Source organism: Streptomyces sp. ISL-99, from assembly GCF_018614005.1.
GTDB lineage: Bacteria > Actinomycetota > Actinomycetes > Streptomycetales > Streptomycetaceae > Streptomyces > Streptomyces flavidovirens.
The window spans coordinates 1-15,301 of sequence record NZ_JAGGPC010000073.1 but is presented as its reverse complement, the minus strand read 5'-3'; the positions used below and the strand labels follow the sequence as shown (position 1 = coordinate 15,301).

Below are 15,301 nucleotides of genomic sequence, written 5' to 3'. Positions count from 1 at the left end.
CGCGGGTGGTGGATGAGGCTCGGTGAGGGCACCAGGACCGCATGCACTTCACGAGCCAACGGTTCAACCGATCGCCAGCAGATGGTTGTTACCGGACGTCGCGGGTTTCCCAGCCGGGTGGGAGTTTGGGCAGGCCGATCAGCGCGTCGATGTTGAGGTGTTCTTGGAGGAGGGCTTTGAGGCCGCGGCCGTCGATGAGTTGCATGCGGCCGGTGCGCTGGGCGAAGTCGTGGCTTGCTTTGCCGAACCAGGCGGTGGTGACGAGGATGCCTTTGGCGGCGGCTTTGTCGTGCATGACACCGGCCAGGGCGCGGACGGCTTCGGTGGGCACGGTGTTCTTGGTGCGTTTGGCCTGGATGATGCACAGCCCGCCCATGATGGGGTCCTCGTTGGTGGCGACCGCGTCGACGCCGTCGTCGCGGGAGGCCTGGGTGACCCAGGCTTTGAGCCCGATCGCTTCGAACAGGCGGCGGACTAGGTGCTCGAACTCGATCGGGTCCAGTGCCACGAGGTCGGGCCGGTTGTCGAGGCCGGCCACGACGTCGACCTCGGGCGCCCGCTTGTACTTGCTCAGGTCAAAGGTGACCACTGGACGTACCGGTTCCAGGTCGTAAGGGTGCTGCGACACCACGGCGTTGAGGTGGCGCAGGCATGTCACCGGGTCGAGCTCCGGCTCGTCCAGCACCAGGTCCTCGAACGTCTCGCGGCTGCTGCGGACACTGACCAGACACGGCCTGATCGCCTTCCCCGTGGCACGGTCTTTGGAGTGCACGTGCCCGTTGAACGCCACCACGTCCACCAGCGACGGGGGAGTCACCGCGAACGCCTCGTCGATAGCCCGCAGCGCCAGCCGAGCTACCAACGTCCGGTACAACTCCTTGACCTCGGAGTCCTTCCGCGGCTGCGGCACCACCGCCGGTGGTACGGACGCCTTGAACCGGTAGAGCGCCGTCGTCGGCGCTACGTCCTGGCCGGGCAGGTCGATCTCCAGTAGCAGCTCTCGTGTCTCGGGAGCGAACGCCGAGCGCCACGTTCCCCGCAGCCCTTCCGGATACGGCACCGCAGCCAGCACCTCGTCCACAGCGGCCATGAGCCCTTCAGGCCCCTCGTGAAGTAATGCTTTTTCCACCGCACCCCGGTGTGCCTGCAAGCCACCAGGACGTTCCACCAGGACGGAATGCATCCGGGCAACCTGCCGCTGCACAGCCTCCGTCCGCTCCTCCGCCGCACGCCGCAACTGCTCGACCTCACGCTGCTTGGCAAGCTTCGCCGCCTCTGCCGCTGCCTTCACCTGCACCTTCTTCTTCAGCTCCGCTTCACGCTCCCGAGCCGCCTGACGCTTCTCCAACTCCCGCACCACCTGCTCCGCCTTACGGGCCTTCTCCGCTTCCTGCCGCTCCTTCTCCTTCTTCGCCCGCACCCCCTCCTGCGCCTGCTCACGCTCCCGCTTGGCCGCCACCTGTTCACGCTGCCGCTGCGCCAGCGCAGCGGCCTTCTCTCTACGATCCTGTTCCTGCTGCTGACGCTTCGCCTCTGCCGCCTTCGCCTTCTGCGCATCGCGGTACGCCTGCACCACCTGAGCTGCCAGCGACTTTTTACGAGCCATGCCCCACCCCCGGTCTGGAGAACCCTGATGAGCACTGCCCCACAGGTGAACCGCGCAATCAGCCAGCATCAACCCCAGGAGGCAGCGATGCGGACTTCGGCATTGAGGAGAAGTGCCGCTCTCGATGCTCGACGCGAGCCCCGGCCTGCCGGCTGCTCACCCCACGTGAAACGGCTCGCCGCCCTTGGCGCCACTCCCGACTTCAAGCAGCTCTCGCGAGTGCCGGTTCGCGGTCGACGCTCGTCCTCCGCAGCGCCCTCAGATGGTCGTTTCTGCGGTGAGTTTGACCACCCACATGGGTGGGTTGCCGCTTCATCGACTCAGGTCGGCTCGCGGAAGGCACTACACATACGTTTGTGATCAAGTCTCTTCTGCGGGCCGCTTCGGTTGCCGCGCTCACCATCCTGCCCCTGACCACGACGATGCCCGCCCCCGCCCACGCCGCCGAAAGCCTGCCCCTGTCCCAAGGCATCGAGCGGCTTGCTTTCGCTGCCGAGTCCCGCGATGGGTACCAGCGCAACAGCTTCAAGCACTGGAACGCAGGCAAACTTGACGACGGCTGCAACGCCCGTGCCGAGGTCCTCATCGCCGAGGCTATCGAGGCGCCGACGGTGGGGGAGCGGTGCTCGCTGACCGGGGGCGTGTGGCATTCGTACTACGACGGGCAGCACGTCACCGCAGCGTCCGCCTTGGACGTGGACCACATGGTCCCGCTCGCCGAAGCCTGGGACTCGGGGGCCTGGCAGTGGACTGCGGTCCGCCGCGAGGCATACGCCAACGACCTCGACGCCGAACGCTCCCTGGTCGCCGTGACCGCCCGCTCCAACCGGGCGAAAGCCGACAAGGACCCCGCACAGTGGCTGCCTCCGGCCGCCGAAGTGCACTGCCAGTACGCGGCCGACTGGGTTGCCACCAAACTGCGTTGGGGCCTGACCCTCGATGCCCCCGAACACGACGCCCTACAGCTGCTGGTTGAAGGCTGCGCCGACACCACCGTCACCTTCGAACTCGTCCCGTAGCCAACTGGGCATCCGTGCCTGCGGGAACGGTGCCTGCCTGGACACTTCGACGTGAGCTCACCCGCTCGGATCACTCATCCCTCATTGGTACCTGGGCGGCGCATGTCGGCGTACAGCCGTGCTCGCACCCCGGCTTCGCCCGGCACCCGCCATACCCGGTGGGTGCCGGAGGAAGCCCAGCACTCGCTCAGCTGGCGGAGGGCGGCGAGCGCGGTCGACTCGTCCGCAGCGGCGATATCCAACACGAGCAGACCCGGCGCCGAGACATGCTGTTCGTCAATGTGGTCCATGATCCATGGCGACGTCGCACAGCTGCCCCTGGTTCTCTCCGTGCGGACCAATCCCCTAAACGAATGAGGACTTCAACGGTGCCGGTGCTCCAGGGCTGGCCGACTGCGACCGACAGAGGGGGCACCCTCTGAAAGAGCTCGCCCTTTGCCTCTGGTGTGAGCGGAGTGGTTCCCCAGCGGAACCGATGACTCGACGAACTGGAGGGTCGCGGGATCGACACATCGGGCGACGAGGTTCCTGCCGCGTTGCAGGACGGGGCGGACACGTGGCCCGCCCGCCCCAGACTGCGCCTAGCGGTCCACGCCCAAACGGCGGGCCTCGCGCCGGATCCGCTCAGCCAGCCTGCCAGCTGCTACAGCCCGGTCCTGGGCCTTGCCTGAGAGGAGCTCGACGACTGGGAGCGCATCGCCGGACGGGTCGAGCAGTAAGCCAGCTTTGCGGGGCAGAGGGTGAAGGTCTGCTGAGGCGTAGCAGTCACTCCAGGAGATCCTGTGGCCGCTCGGAGGACAGATACGATCGGCGTGGGCAGCGGCCAGAAGGCGATGGGTTTCCTCGCCGCCGAGTGCCGCCTCGTACGCGGGCTCGAGATGGCGGCCGATGAACTTCGCTGCGGGAACGCGCAGGTGGCGCATTTCTTCTCCAAAGGAAGTGTTAGGTCCCGCGCCAGTCACGGGCTACGCGACGGTGCAGGCACTGTTCCCCTGCCTTACCTACCCAGCGGTGCCTGCTGCTCGCTTCGAAATTCGCAACCACCCGCAAGCCAGATCTGCCGACAGCGCAAAGCACCTGTCGATATTTGGTGGGTGATGGCTGTCCCTAACAGACAGAGAAGACGGGAGTCCCGACGTCCTCCGTGGCCCCGCCCCTCGGGCGGGCTTGTCCGAAGAGGCCGTCTTGTGCGGGATGCGTGGTGGCCCGGACACTTGGGGAGGGGCGAGGCAGGGGATCAGGCACACGGTGCTCGCCCCGACCTGTAGAGGGGGCGGCTCATGGTGGGTCGGATCGGGGCCAGAGAGCTACTGCACGACCGGTTACTGACCATGGTCAACTCACGCTTGGCTGTGGATGTCTTCCCTCACGTGGATCAGCGGTCGGGTGGGATGGTCCTCACTGGATTCCGGTCGCTTGCCGAATGCCGAGCCTTGCGGCATGTGGCGCCGCACCTCGTGCTGGCGGTCGACTACGAGAATCACACCCGGGCTTACGCGACCGAGGAATCTCCCTTCAGTATCCAAAGCGTTGAGGGATGGCGCCACTTGGGCTCGGGCGCGCTGAACGAGGTACTTGATGGCCAGATACACAACGGCGCTTCCTTCGCCGTGACCCCGACGACGTTCCTAGGTTACGAGGGCGGAACCCCGGTCCTGCGCTCGGTGATCGCCGCGGCCAATCGTCTGGAGCGCGAGGACACCGTGGTGCTGGTCGCCTGCAGCTACAAGTGGCTCCAGCCGCCCGCACTGGTTCAGTTCGCCGAGCAGCTGGCGGCTTGTCGTCATCCGGTGGCGCTCACGCTGCAGGCCGACAGTGACCCGATGGAACGCCGAGGGGTGCCGGAGGGCTTGCGCCAGCTGTGCCGGGCGTGTCCGGACCTGGTGCTGTGGCGTACCGACCTGGCGGCATTCGACGCGATGACGCACGGCGCCCTCGCCGGTGCCGTCGGCGTGACAGCCGGCCTGCGCCACGCCGTCGATCCGGCCCGCGACGGGGGTGGCGGTCCGTGGAATCCGTTTACCGTCGTGCTCCTCGGCCGGTTGCTGCGCTACTTCAGGGTCACGACGCTGCAGGACTGGTTCGCGCACAGTGACCCGTGGACCTGCGACTGCGCCGTGTGCAGGGGAGCCGCGCTGGACCGGTTCACGGACAAGGCTGCCGATGTTCTTCAGGCGCGCCAGCACAGCGTCCGCCAGCTTTATCTTCTGCACCAGGACATGGCCGCCTGCCATCGCGGGCACCACCGGCTCGAGTGGTGGCGACAGACCCTGGGGGACTCCTACGAACTGCATCGCCAACTGTCGCGGCAGATCGAGATGGAGATCGACTTCCCGAAAGTCCTGCAAGCCTGGCGTCGCCCGACGCCGATGCCGCTCGCTCCCGTTCAACGGCGCCAAGAGCCCATCTGACGCCATGCCTGTTCATGGAAGAGCCACTGGGCAGGGGAGTGCCGACGGGGCCGGTACGGTGCGGGCTCCAGGAGCCAGCGGCTGCTGCCGCCCGGGGCCTGTACGGCAACGCCGACGCCGTAGTAGCGCGCTTTGAGGACGATCAGGTCGGTGTCCGGCGTTCCTTCGGGCACGATGAAAGCTCGGGTGCAGAACGGACCGAACTGGGAAGCCAGGCGCACTCCTTGGTCCCAGTCTTTGGCGTGTACGAGGACTTGCTCCACACGCACGACCGGGACGATTCGCCGTACAACGACGCCATGTTCCTGGTCCACTTCCACGACACCGGAAGGGGCGGTGGATGCCCTGCGTCGATCGCTGGCATCCAACTGGTCGAGAGGGACGGGTACACCGGCGGGCAGGTTGAACAGGAACGTGAGAAGCGACCGTTGGTCGAGAGCGCCGAGGCCGGCGGCGGCACGGCGCTGGGCCTCGTCTTCGAAGACGGTGATCGCCGCCTGGACCCGCTGCCCCCTGAGTACCAGCGGGCAGATCCTGTCAGCGGTGAGCAGCATTCTTCGGTCCTTAAGCGGCGCAGAGTGGGACACGACCGGTCTACCAGGGCTGCCAGACCCCAGCAGAGATGCTGCGCAAAGCGGCCGGATGCCATCACTGGGACCCGTGTCTTGTCCATCTTCCATGCAGGAAGACTGGTGTCTCAGCTGGACTGTTGCGGCGTCACGTGGTCGGACCTCGGACGCCACGACACGAATAAGCTTCCCCGCCGGCAGGCGAGGAGCGCCTTTGGACCGCGGTCGACGGCGTTACCGCCCGATGCTGCCTAGACGGAGGGACAGGGCCGGTGGGGCCAGGTGCGGATGACGGCCCAGACGGTTTTTCCTGTGCGGGTGGGTGGGGTCCAGCCCCAGGAGTCGGCAAGGGTCTCCACGATGCGCAGGCCGCGCCCGGTTTCGGCGAGGAGCGCGGGGGAGGCGATGCCTGGCGGGTGGGGGGCGGGGTCTGTAACGGCGATGAGCAGGTGCTTGGGATTGTTGATCAGTCCGAGCCAGGCGCCATCGTCGTGGGGGTTTTGAGGCAGGGCGTGGCGGATGGCGTTGCTGATGAGTTCACCGGTGATGATCAGCGCGTCGTCACTGTAGGCGCCAAGGCCCCAGGTGTTGAGGGTGTGGCGGGTGAGGGACCGTGCCCGGGTGAGTGCGTCGGCGCTGTGGGTGATGCGGCGTGCGGCGAATCCCGCGGCGCTGATCCGCAGATTGATGCCCCAGTCCGGGGTCGGATGCTGTCCTTGCGGCTCTCTTTCGGGTGAACCGTCCGGTCTGCTCGCGGGGAGTGCCGTGGTGCGAGCGGCTTGACTCTGCGCGGTTGTCGCATGTGGCGGCACGTTGTCTCCCCCGGGAGGTGCCGATAGGCGGCACCGTGAGCGGCCTGGTGATGAAGCTAGTATCCCGGTCATCCGTACGCCGCGTGCAATTGCAGGAGAAATTCCACCGCTGCCTTTATGGAACGTCCGTTCCTTTGATTGTGGCACCCATGGGGTTCGTGTTGTCGTGCTGCGGGTTCGAACAGTTCGGTGGGAGAGGTGTTATGCGGCAGGTCAGCAACGGCATCCCGGCAGATTCTCTGGTCGGTGTCACCTGGGTGAAGAGCCGGCACAGCAACGCTGTGGGCAACTGTGTTGAAGTAGCAGACGTTTCATCCGATCAGGTTGCGGTGCGTAATTCTCGTGACCCGCAGGGGCCTGCGCTGGTATATACGCGCGCGGAGATCGGCGCATTTATCGCCGGTGCCAAGGACGGGCAATTTGATCGCTTCGCTTGAACGGGCGTGCGACATAGCGGACATCGGGCGGCGTGCGGGGTTCTGAATGCGACACTCAGCTTCGACCCTGTCGTTGAGCTGGAGCCCTTATGTCCGCCCTGCCGAACCGAGTTGAGTCTCTCGAGCGCTACCTGCAGCGCCCGAGTGCTGCCCCCGTCCTTCTCAAGAGGCTCGTGGGCCGCCACCTGACAGCGCTGCGTGAGGAGGCGGGCCTTACCCAGGGCGAAGCCGCCAAGAGCGTCCGCTTCAGCAATTCGAAGCTGTGCCGGATCGAGCAGGGCGACGGAAAGAAGCCGGTCGAGGAGCAGGACGTGGTGCTCCTGCTCCGGCTCTACGGCGCCGACCCGGACGAAGCGGCCGTAGTTCGCCAGCTGCTGCGGCAGGCCGAAGGCTCCGTGTGGTGGCAGCGCTACAACCACAGCATGTTGCCCGACTGGCTCGAGCAATTCATCGGTCTCCAAGAGTCCGCGGAGACGATCCGCACCTACGAGGTGCAGCTCATTCCGGGGCTGCTCCAGACCGAAAGCTTCGCCCGCACGGTGATCAGCCTTGGCCTTCCGATGGCCGGCCGCGCTGAGGTGGAGGACCGAACGAGGCTCAGGATGCGCCGCCAGGAGATGCTGAAGCGCCCGGACCCGCCGGCGCTGTGGGCGCTGGTCGACGAATCCGCGCTCCGCCGGACCCTTGGCAAGCCCGAGGTGATGCGGGAGCAACTGCAGCACCTGCTCGACGTCTCCACCCTCTCGGACGAGAACTCCACCATCACACTCCAGGTGGTCCCGCAGGACGCACCCGAGGCCTTGTCGTCCAATACCCCTTTCACCCATCTTCGCTTCCCGGAACAGGACGTGCCCGACGTCGTCTACCTGGAACAGCTCAATGGTGCGGAGTTCCTGGAGCGCCCTGAGGCGACAGTGGAGTACCGCGCCCTGCTGGACCGCCTGTCCGCGGCAGCCCTCACCCCCAGCGCCACCCGTGAGCTGCTGCAGAAGACGATCCGGGAACTCGCGACATGATGCCCGTCCTGCGGTCGTGGTCAGTGAACGCGGGCCACGCCGCCGAACTCGATCCACTCCATGGTCTTCTGGCGAGGTGCCAGGTCTGAGTCGGGCCGCCAAGTGGAGACTTCGACCAGGCCGGGCCGGATGATCTCCAGGCCTTCGAGGAAGGAGTGCACGTCGCTCTCCTCACGCACACGTCCCCAGTTGCCCTGCGTGCTTTCCGCCATGAAGTCGGTGACGAACTTGCGTACCGCGGGGTCCGAGCTGACCAGCTGGCACACCACCAGGAAGCTGCCCGGAGCCAGACGCGAGGCCACCCGGCGAATAAGGCCTGCTGGATCGTCGTCGTCGGGAATGCAGTGCAGCACAGACACGAACAGAGCGGCCACCGGCTGGCTCAGATCGATGAGCCGCCGGGTGTCGGGGTGGTCGAAGATGGCATCGGTATCGCGCATGTCCGCGTGGATGACGGTGGTGGAGAGGTTCTCCTCCAGGAGCGCTCGCCCGTGCGCCAGCACGATCGGGTCGTTGTCGATGTAGACGACTCGCGAGGACGGATCTACGCGCTGGGCGACCTGGTGAACGTTGTCGCGGGTCGGCAGGCCGGAGCCGTGGTCGATGAACTGACGGATCCCGTACTCCTTCGCCAGCGTCTTCACCACACGCTGCAAAAAGCGCCGGTTGTTCAGGGCCAGGGCCTTCGTGCTGGGTACCTGCTCCAGCAGCTGTGCGCAGGCTTTCTGATCGGCGGGATAGCTGTCCTTGCCGCCCAGAAGGAAGTCATACATGCGTGCCACGCTCGGCACGGTCACATCGATGGACGTAGACAGTTCTTTCTCCCCGTGGTGCATCCGGCCCCCCAGCGCGCTGCCTTGACAGCGCGTCGCTTCGGTGAAGCCACATCGTAGGCAAGGCAGCAGCAGCAGAGCCAGGCCCCGATAGGGGGAACCGGCAGCGAGCAGAAGTGAACCGGCCGCTCGGCATATGCCCCCCGCGTATGTGGGTCGCACGGACGGTACAAGGCAGTGCGCCCAACGTGCTTCGCGGCGTCGGGAGTTTGTCTCAGGCGGCCGGCAATCTGCGCAGGGCGGCACTGAGCCGACTGTTGACGGCCGGCTCTTCCACTCCCATCAGAGCCGCCGCCTGGCCCGGCGTCAACGACAGGCGGTGGCACAGGATCACCGCGTCGGCCTGCACGGCTGGCAGCTGCCGGTATATGTCCTCACGGCCCGTCGCGACGGCCGCCGCCTGCCCCGACGACAACGTGATCAAATGTCCGAGCAGCTGCCAGGCGACGGCAGCAGGGCAGGAACTAAGCGCCGCAGACCAATTCAAGGCCAGTTGCCCCAACGCCATCTCCACCACTGTCCGGCTCGTCTCGGCATCGGCCAGACGAGCCTGCGCATAGCGCAGGTAGGCATCCCGGTACAGCAGGCAGAACGCGGTGTAGTCCAGCGGCAGGCAGATCGTCAGTGGCTCGGACAGGCCCGAAGGCTGGTGGGCGCGAACGCTACTGCGACCGGATGAACCCTGGTGAGGTTTCGCGGCCATCTTGGTGATCTCCTTCCCTGGGGCGTCGGCACAGCAGGTTCAGGTCCGACGGGCCCCGTCGGGCGGCTCCTGCGGGCCCGGCACCGCGGCGTCCGGCAGGGGATGCACCCACAACAGGAACGCGTAATGGGCCTCCTCCCACAGCGGCCGAATGTCGGCAGGCCACCCCCCCAGCGCCGAGACGAACGCACCGGTCGTCTCCCAGTCCGGCAGCAGATCACCGCTCAGCAGGTCCTCGACGACCTCCGGAGTCAGCACGCCCGGGCAGATGCGGCACAGGTGCGCCGTGTCCGGACGAGCCGCGGCCAGGTAAAGCCCCCACAAGGCAGAGCGCAGCCGACCAGCCTGATGAGGAAAAGGCTGACGTGCCACGGGCGTCATCGAATGAGCGCTCTCCCACAAGACACTCACCTGCTCGGGCTCCCCGCCAAAAGCGGTGGCAAGCGCCGATGTCACCGACCAGGTCGGCGTCCGCTCTCCCGACAGGATCCTCGATACATAGGAAGCCGACAGGCCCGTTTCTTCGGCCACTTCACGGATCGTCAGCCCGCTGGTGCGATGCAGATACGACAGCGCCGAGGCAAGCCGGCGGCCCGCCCGGGCAGCCGACTGCCCCGTATCGGCCACGCTCTGCCCGCCTGCATCTCCGTCGTGCACTGCGGCCTTGTCTGCAGCACGCCGCTTCATCCGGCGCATGACCTCCTGGTCGTTCCACCGCGTCCGCGCCGTGGGGACACTGATTTGCGCCGCCCGTGCCACCTGCTCCCAGCCGGCTCCGGCCGAGCGCGCGTCACTGACCGCAGCCGCCGCATAGTGCTCGACCTCCCTGGCCAGATTTCCGGCCAGACGCAGCAGTGTCTCCAGATCCTGCCCGCCGTACTCAGCGGCCAGCAGACCGGCCGCCAGGCCTTGCAAGTCCTCAGCGATGGGCCGCCCCACCAGGCTGGGGGAGGGCTGAACCGGCACGCGGCCATCACGTTCCCGCTGCGCCTGCTGGCGGCAGCCCAGACTGCAGTACTCCCTTTTGCGGCCAGGTTGCTGCCGTTCCTCGAACCGGTGCCCGCAATAGCGGCACGAGCGGTAGCTGCCGGGCTGGACCATTGCCCCTCCTTGTAACTCGACGTTGTTTCTTCCGCGTTCTCCAAACCTCCCGGCTCCGGCGCACCGCAATGGAAGCGATTCCCAAACGGTGCGCCGGAGCCGGGGACATCGCTCAGCCCACGCGCACACGCTTGTGTGTGATCTGTGAGCGGCGCGTGACGCCCAGAGCGGTCAGGAGAACCACGGCGCCGGCGGGGTCCTGCCACATGCCGCTGATCACGACCAACGGTGCGACAAGTAGCGCCAGGAAGGCACTCGCGTCGAGCGTGACAGCCCAGGCATTCAGGGCCTGAGTTTCGCTGGGGGCAAGCTGCGGAATGTTACCGTCGTGTCCTGCTGCGGACACGAAAGTGCGCGCAGCGGAAAACCGGTCAAACATGGGATTTCCTTTCCCTGATTGGTCGAACTCAGAGGGGCCCCGGTGGCTTCCTAAATCCTTCCGGGGCTCCTCAGCATCGCGTCGTCGCGTGAATGAACGGTAGCGCCCGTCCAGCTGCGGCGCCATCAAATCCCTTCCTACGACAAAGAGTTCATCGCCCCAGGTAGTGAAACTGCCACAGAAGCGGAATCTGTCATTCATGCAATTTCACGGCCCGCTCCCGCAGGCATTCCGTTAAGTCGGAATCAGACGTGATTCGAAACAATTCGAAAGATCGACACCGAATTACCGCCGCCCCCACGCTCCGCTCCGGGAGACCAGCTATACGCAGCCGGGCGGACACCCTCGTGGGCTACTACGACCAACCGCCGCCGCCTCGACGACGAGCGCGCGGACGGTGCACGTTGACCCAGCACAGCGGGGCCTTGGGCTTAGCCGTCGAGCGCCTTGCGCCAGGACTGGGCGCACCAGCCGCCGCTGGTCGAGGACGCGCTCGGCAGGCAGATGCTCACCCTCCTTGGCCGGCTCACGGCCGCCTGCACCGCCGCCGACGACCTCGCCCAGGCGGTGGAGGAAGCCTTCCCGCAGCACCCGGACGCTGAGATCATCCTCAGCTTGCCCGGCCTCGGCGTCCAGCTCGACGCCCGCGTGCTCGCTGAGATCGGAGACGACTGCCAGCGGTTCTCCGATGCCCGTGGCCTAAAGGCGTACGCCGGTGCCTCACCCATCACCGAGGCCTCTGGGAAGAAGTCGAGCATCTCTCGGCGCTGGGTGAAGAATGACCGGCTCAACCATGCGGGTTATCTCTGGGCATTCGCGTCCCTCAGGGCCTCTGCGGGAGCCAAGGCCCACTACGGGCGCCGACGCGACGAGCACGCGGACTGGCACGCTGCCGCCCAGCGCAACCTCTTCAACCGAATGCTCGGCCAGCTCTACCACTGCCTCAAGGCCCGCCAGCCGTTCGACGAACACGCCGCTTTCCCGACTTCAGGCGCAGCCCTAGGTGCGGCAGCTGCATAGGACGGAGACCGATCACACCGGAGGTCTCACTCATGGAGCCAGGCGTTCACCTAGTGCCAAGATTTTCGCGCGAGTACCGGAAGACGGTTCCCTGGACGATGTCGAGCTGCCCGGCCGCGACCAGGCCCGAGGCGAGGGTTGGCCCGCCCGCATCGGCCTCGAAGGCGACCAGCACGGGAGGTGTCTCACCGACCTGCCGGGCAACGAGGCGGACCTCGTCAGGTGTCGGCTCGCGAAACACCGGATCCTGGAAGGCGGCCGGGCACGTGACGAAGGCCGGGTCGCTGAACACCAGCTCCAGGCCGTGGGTATAGGAGAGGTCGTGCCCGGCGCCCAGGCGCAGCTGGCCGGGTTCCCAGGCAACGACGTAGTCCTACCACGACCCTTCGGGAAGCTCGATCACGGCACGTTCCTCGGCCGGCACGGCACCGTCAATTGGGGATCACCAGGCCGAACTCGCGCAGTCGTGGAAGGCAGACCTCCAGACACGCCTCCACGGACACGGCGTCTGTGCGTACCAGGAGATCATCCCGAAACGGCGCTCCGCTCGCGACGAAGGTCCAAGGCTTCGTACCATCGCGCATGCGCTCGGCGTCGGCCTTGAACAGCACCGTGACTCCCTGCTCCGCCAACGACTCCATGACGCGCACAACGTCCATCGCACCCCCACCCCGTGCCCTGAAATCGAACCCACAGGAGGCTACACCGGCCTTTCACGGCCCCGGCTTGACAGCTTGGCATCGTGAGGTGTCACCGCCTCGCCAGCACAAGAGCCGGAGCAGAGGAACCCGCCAAGTTCGGCTGATCGTAAGCACGTCCCCTGACGCCAGTACTGCCTACCCGTTTGCCGGCCCTACGACAAACTCCATGGCATGGTGAATCTGCGAGTCCTTACGGCAGGTGACTGGCCGTTGTGGCAGGAGATCCGTGTCGCCGCCCTGACCGATGCGCCGCATGCGTTCAAATCCCGGCTCGGCGACTGGCACAGGGGTGGCCAGGAGCAGTGGCGTGCTCGTCTGGCCATCCCCGGTTCCTACAACGTCGTCGCACTGCGGGGCAGTCTCCCTGTCGGCATGGTCAGGGGCGTCCCCGCGGATGCAGAGACGAGCGAACTCAGGTCGTTGTGGGTCAGCCCCGAGGCGCGAGGCGACGGTGTCGGAGACCGGCTGATCAAGGCGGTCACGAAGTGGGCCCTGCGATCGGGCTCCACAACACTGAAGCTCGCGGTGCTCCCAGTAAACAAGCCCGCCATCGCCCTCTACCAACGCAACGGGTTCCTCACCACCGAAGAGCTTGGGGACCTGTTGCCCGACGGCGTGACCAGGGAGCAGGTGATGGCCAAGACACTTCTCTGACCCTCAACGCCGTCAATTCTGGTTCTCGCTCAGGTTCTGTGGCGCTGTCACGCTGAGTGATCCGTCGTCTTCGTCAATTCAAGAGCGGCGGAATGCAGTTGGCTCATATGATCACGAGCGGGATGGGGCTCGTAGCGCAGTGGTTGTCGCGCCTTCACCGCATGTGGGAGGACGCCGGTTCGAATCCGGTCGGCCCCATCCCACCCCGCGAGTCACGGCTAGCAGCAGTTCTGGTCTCGAGTGTCGCTGGACCTCGACATCTCGTTCATGCCAGCAGCCACGCTTCCGGAGGAGTTGGAGTCCGGCTCGGCCGAGCATTTGGCGCTTGAGCATCTTGATCCGGTTCACGTGGCCTTCAACGAGGGCGGAGTTCCAGGGTTGGGTCAGGTTGGCGATGACGGCGTCAGAGAGTGCTCGAAGCGTGCGGCTACGTGACATCTGCGAGCGGCCGTCGCTGGAAGGCAACTCCAGTCCGGATCCCGCGAGTAGAAGGCCTTCTGGCGTGCTAATGCGCGATTGCATCCGGCCCTGCCGGACGGCTGCCTTCGTGCCGGGCGCCGTGCCGCTGGTTGCCTCATCCACTCCGCCATGGTGTCGAGCAGGATGGAAAAGCCCAGGGCTAGTGGCATTTTGGCGCTCACAGGGCAGTGCTACCGGGGGTTCATGAGGGGAGGGGGCGGACCGCAGGCCACGAAACCAAGAGTTGGGTGAACGAGCGGCACCATCGGGCCACGCCGGTGGGCTGCGCCGGTCTGCGGTCGCAGCCACCGTGAGGTCAGGGGCGGCCGAGTGTGCGGATGGTCCAGCCGGCTTCGCGCCAGCGGTCGGCATCGAGGGTGCCGCGGCCGTCGATGACCTTCGGGCTGGTGACGTGGGTGGCGAGCCGGTGTGGGTCGGCGTGGCTGAACTGTGTCCATTCGGTCAGGTGCAGTAGCAGGTCGGTGTCCTGGACGGCGGCGATCGGGTCGTCGACGTAACCGAGTTCGGGGTGCAGTTTGCGGGCGTTGTCGAGGGCTTTAGGGTCGGTGATGGTGACGGTGGCGCCGAGCTCGTGGAGTTGCTGGGCAACGGCGAGGGCGGGTGAGTCGCGGATGTCGTCGGTGTTCGGTTTGAAGGCGGCGCCCCAGACGGTGATCCGCTTGCCCATGAGGGTGCCGTCGAGCTGTTCGCGGGCGAGGTCGACCATGCGTGCGCGGCGCCGGTTGTTGATCGCGTCGACCTCGCGCAGGAACGTCAGGGCCTGGTCGGCGCCGAGTTCACCGGCGCGGGCCATGAAGCCGCGGATGTCCTTGGGGAGGCAGCCGCCGCCGAAGCCGAGACCGGGGCGCATACCTCGGCGGCCGATGCGGACGTCGTGGCCGAGGATGTCGGCGAGCTGGCCGACGTCGGCGCCCGCGATCTCGCAGACTTCGGCCATCGCGTTGATGAACGAGATTTTCGTGGCGAGGAAAGAGTTCGCGGCGGCTTTCGCAAGTTCGGCGGTGGCCCAGTCGGTGACGATCGTCGGTGTCCCCGCTTCGATGATCTTGCCGAAGCACTTCCGCAGGACGGCTTCGGCCCAGGAGTGCTCAGTGTTGAAGCCGAGGACGAGCCGGTCGGGGCGGAGGGTGTCTTCGATCGCGAACGACTCGCGCAGGAACTCCGGGTTCCAGGCGACCTCGATTTTCTCACCCGCCGGTGCGTACTCGCGCAGGAGTTCAGCGACACGCGGTGCGGTGCCGACTGGGACGGTTGACTTGACCGCGACGACGGCCGGGCCGTGGAGACGCGGGGCGAGCTGGCGGACGGCGGAGAACAGATGGGTGAGGTCGTAGGCGTTCTCGCCGGCTTGCTGCGGGGTGCCGACGCCAATGAAGTGCAGGTCACCGTGGGCGGCGGCTTCGGCGTAGGAGGCTGTGAACTTCAGCCGGCCCGAGGCGGTGTGCTTGGCCAGCAGGTCGTCGAGGTCGCGTTCGAAGAACGGGGCCTTGCCGGAGCCCAGGACGTGCACCTTGTCCATGTCGGCGTCCATGCCGATCACGTCGTGGCCGAGTTCGGCCA

At 66.5% G+C, this 15,301-nt stretch carries 16 protein-coding genes, 1 tRNA gene and 1 pseudogene; 7 read left to right on the top strand and 11 right to left on the bottom strand.

The window, feature by feature from the left end; genetic code table 11:
* Positions 1-88 precede the first annotated feature (88 nt).
* Complete coding sequence (locus J7E91_RS36495) at positions 89-1,675, bottom strand: restriction endonuclease (RefSeq protein ID WP_251016594.1); 1,587 nt, start codon at positions 1,673-1,675, stop codon at positions 89-91.
* Positions 1,676-1,962: 287 nt separating this feature from the next.
* Here J7E91_RS36495 and J7E91_RS32360 point away from each other — a divergent pair, with 287 nt between their 5' ends.
* A complete protein-coding gene (locus tag J7E91_RS32360; protein WP_214910471.1) occupies positions 1,963-2,625 on the top strand; it encodes an HNH endonuclease family protein in 663 nt (220 codons plus the stop codon).
* Between the two features lie 74 nt (positions 2,626-2,699).
* On the opposite strand, the gene J7E91_RS32355 is transcribed toward J7E91_RS32360, so the two are convergent.
* Positions 2,700-2,915 (bottom strand): DUF6207 family protein, encoded by a 216-nt coding sequence (locus tag J7E91_RS32355; RefSeq protein WP_214910470.1) that lies wholly within the window; start codon positions 2,913-2,915, stop codon positions 2,700-2,702.
* A gap of 1,152 nt (positions 2,916-4,067) precedes the next feature.
* On the opposite strand from J7E91_RS32355, the gene J7E91_RS32350 reads away from it, so the two are divergent.
* The gene (locus tag J7E91_RS32350) at positions 4,068-5,036 is read left to right on the top strand and encodes a hypothetical protein (protein WP_308377525.1); all 969 of its coding nucleotides are present in this window, start codon (positions 4,068-4,070) and stop codon (positions 5,034-5,036) included.
* Here J7E91_RS32350 and J7E91_RS32345 read toward each other — a convergent pair.
* Together J7E91_RS32345 and J7E91_RS32340 are read right to left on the bottom strand one after the other, a co-directional pair.
* Positions 5,012-5,590, bottom strand: coding sequence for a hypothetical protein (locus J7E91_RS32345; RefSeq protein ID WP_214910468.1), 579 nt, complete (start codon positions 5,588-5,590; stop codon positions 5,012-5,014). The two genes, J7E91_RS32350 and J7E91_RS32345, sit on opposite strands and share 25 nt — an antisense overlap.
* A gap of 266 nt (positions 5,591-5,856) precedes the next feature.
* The gene (locus J7E91_RS32340) at positions 5,857-6,417 is read right to left on the bottom strand and encodes an ATP-binding protein (RefSeq protein ID WP_214910467.1); all 561 of its coding nucleotides are present in this window, start codon (positions 6,415-6,417) and stop codon (positions 5,857-5,859) included.
* 203 nt (positions 6,418-6,620) lie between these two features.
* Between J7E91_RS32340 and J7E91_RS32335 the strand changes: the two genes are divergently transcribed.
* Positions 6,621-6,854, top strand: coding sequence for a DUF397 domain-containing protein (locus tag J7E91_RS32335; protein WP_214910498.1), 234 nt, complete (start codon positions 6,621-6,623; stop codon positions 6,852-6,854).
* Between the two features lie 89 nt (positions 6,855-6,943).
* Entirely contained in the window at positions 6,944-7,870 is a 927-nt protein-coding gene (locus J7E91_RS32330; RefSeq protein WP_214910466.1) for a helix-turn-helix transcriptional regulator, read from the top strand.
* 20 nt (positions 7,871-7,890) lie between these two features.
* Here J7E91_RS32330 and J7E91_RS32325 read toward each other — a convergent pair whose 3' ends face one another.
* The 4 genes from J7E91_RS32325 to J7E91_RS32310 all read right to left on the bottom strand — a co-directional run bounded on the left by J7E91_RS32325 (position 7,891) and on the right by J7E91_RS32310 (position 11,087).
* A complete protein-coding gene (locus tag J7E91_RS32325) occupies positions 7,891-8,706 on the bottom strand; it encodes an SAM-dependent methyltransferase (protein ID WP_214910465.1) in 816 nt (271 codons plus the stop codon).
* A 211-nt stretch (positions 8,707-8,917) separates the two neighbouring features.
* Complete coding sequence (locus tag J7E91_RS32320) at positions 8,918-9,406, bottom strand: sigma factor-like helix-turn-helix DNA-binding protein (RefSeq protein WP_214910464.1); 489 nt, start codon at positions 9,404-9,406, stop codon at positions 8,918-8,920.
* A 39-nt stretch (positions 9,407-9,445) separates the two neighbouring features.
* On the bottom strand, positions 9,446-10,507 hold the full coding sequence (locus tag J7E91_RS32315) for a helix-turn-helix domain-containing protein (protein WP_214910463.1): 1,062 nt from the start codon (positions 10,505-10,507) through the stop codon (positions 9,446-9,448).
* Between the two features lie 112 nt (positions 10,508-10,619).
* Positions 10,620-11,087, bottom strand: coding sequence for a hypothetical protein (locus tag J7E91_RS32310; protein WP_214910462.1), 468 nt, complete (start codon positions 11,085-11,087; stop codon positions 10,620-10,622).
* Between the two features lie 249 nt (positions 11,088-11,336).
* Between J7E91_RS32310 and J7E91_RS32305 the strand changes: the two are divergent.
* Positions 11,337-11,906: pseudogene (locus tag J7E91_RS32305) on the top strand (transposase); the annotation flags it as partial.
* Positions 11,907-11,952: 46 nt separating this feature from the next.
* Here the strand turns inward: J7E91_RS32305 and J7E91_RS32300 are convergent.
* Positions 11,953-12,198, bottom strand: coding sequence for a hypothetical protein (locus J7E91_RS32300; protein ID WP_214910460.1), 246 nt, complete (start codon positions 12,196-12,198; stop codon positions 11,953-11,955).
* A 139-nt stretch (positions 12,199-12,337) separates the two neighbouring features.
* Complete coding sequence (locus J7E91_RS32295) at positions 12,338-12,565, bottom strand: hypothetical protein (RefSeq protein WP_214910458.1); 228 nt, start codon at positions 12,563-12,565, stop codon at positions 12,338-12,340.
* Between the two features lie 213 nt (positions 12,566-12,778).
* Here J7E91_RS32295 and J7E91_RS32290 point away from each other — a divergent pair, with 213 nt between their 5' ends.
* Both J7E91_RS32290 and J7E91_RS32285 read left to right on the top strand, forming a co-directional pair.
* Positions 12,779-13,261, top strand: coding sequence for a GNAT family N-acetyltransferase (locus J7E91_RS32290; RefSeq protein WP_214910457.1), 483 nt, complete (start codon positions 12,779-12,781; stop codon positions 13,259-13,261).
* Positions 13,262-13,385: 124 nt separating this feature from the next.
* Positions 13,386-13,459, top strand: a tRNA-Ala gene (locus tag J7E91_RS32285).
* Positions 13,460-14,036: 577 nt separating this feature from the next.
* Here the strand turns inward: J7E91_RS32285 and J7E91_RS32280 are convergent.
* Positions 14,037-15,301 (bottom strand): UDP-glucose/GDP-mannose dehydrogenase family protein (locus J7E91_RS32280; RefSeq protein WP_214910456.1); only part of this gene is annotated, 1,265 nt, incomplete at its 5' end.

Bases quoted from the DNA above. Each gene is read 5' to 3' on its own strand.
- J7E91_RS36495 (WP_251016594.1), bottom strand. From the start codon at position 1,675: ATGCTGGCTGATTGCGCGGTTCACCTGTGGGGCAGTGCTCATCAGGGT.
- J7E91_RS32355 (WP_214910470.1), bottom strand. From the start codon at position 2,915: ATGGACCACATTGACGAACAGCATGTCTCGGCGCCGGGTCTGCTCGTG.
- J7E91_RS32345 (WP_214910468.1), bottom strand. From the start codon at position 5,590: ATGCTGCTCACCGCTGACAGGATCTGCCCGCTGGTACTCAGGGGGCAG.
- J7E91_RS32335 (WP_214910498.1), top strand. From the start codon at position 6,621: ATGCGGCAGGTCAGCAACGGCATCCCGGCAGATTCTCTGGTCGGTGTC.
- J7E91_RS32330 (WP_214910466.1), top strand. From the start codon at position 6,944: ATGTCCGCCCTGCCGAACCGAGTTGAGTCTCTCGAGCGCTACCTGCAG.
- J7E91_RS32325 (WP_214910465.1), bottom strand. From the start codon at position 8,706: ATGCACCACGGGGAGAAAGAACTGTCTACGTCCATCGATGTGACCGTG.
- J7E91_RS32320 (WP_214910464.1), bottom strand. From the start codon at position 9,406: ATGGCCGCGAAACCTCACCAGGGTTCATCCGGTCGCAGTAGCGTTCGC.
- J7E91_RS32315 (WP_214910463.1), bottom strand. From the start codon at position 10,507: ATGGTCCAGCCCGGCAGCTACCGCTCGTGCCGCTATTGCGGGCACCGG.
- J7E91_RS32310 (WP_214910462.1), bottom strand. From the start codon at position 11,087: ATGAATGACAGATTCCGCTTCTGTGGCAGTTTCACTACCTGGGGCGAT.
- J7E91_RS32295 (WP_214910458.1), bottom strand. From the start codon at position 12,565: ATGGACGTTGTGCGCGTCATGGAGTCGTTGGCGGAGCAGGGAGTCACG.
- J7E91_RS32290 (WP_214910457.1), top strand. From the start codon at position 12,779: ATGGTGAATCTGCGAGTCCTTACGGCAGGTGACTGGCCGTTGTGGCAG.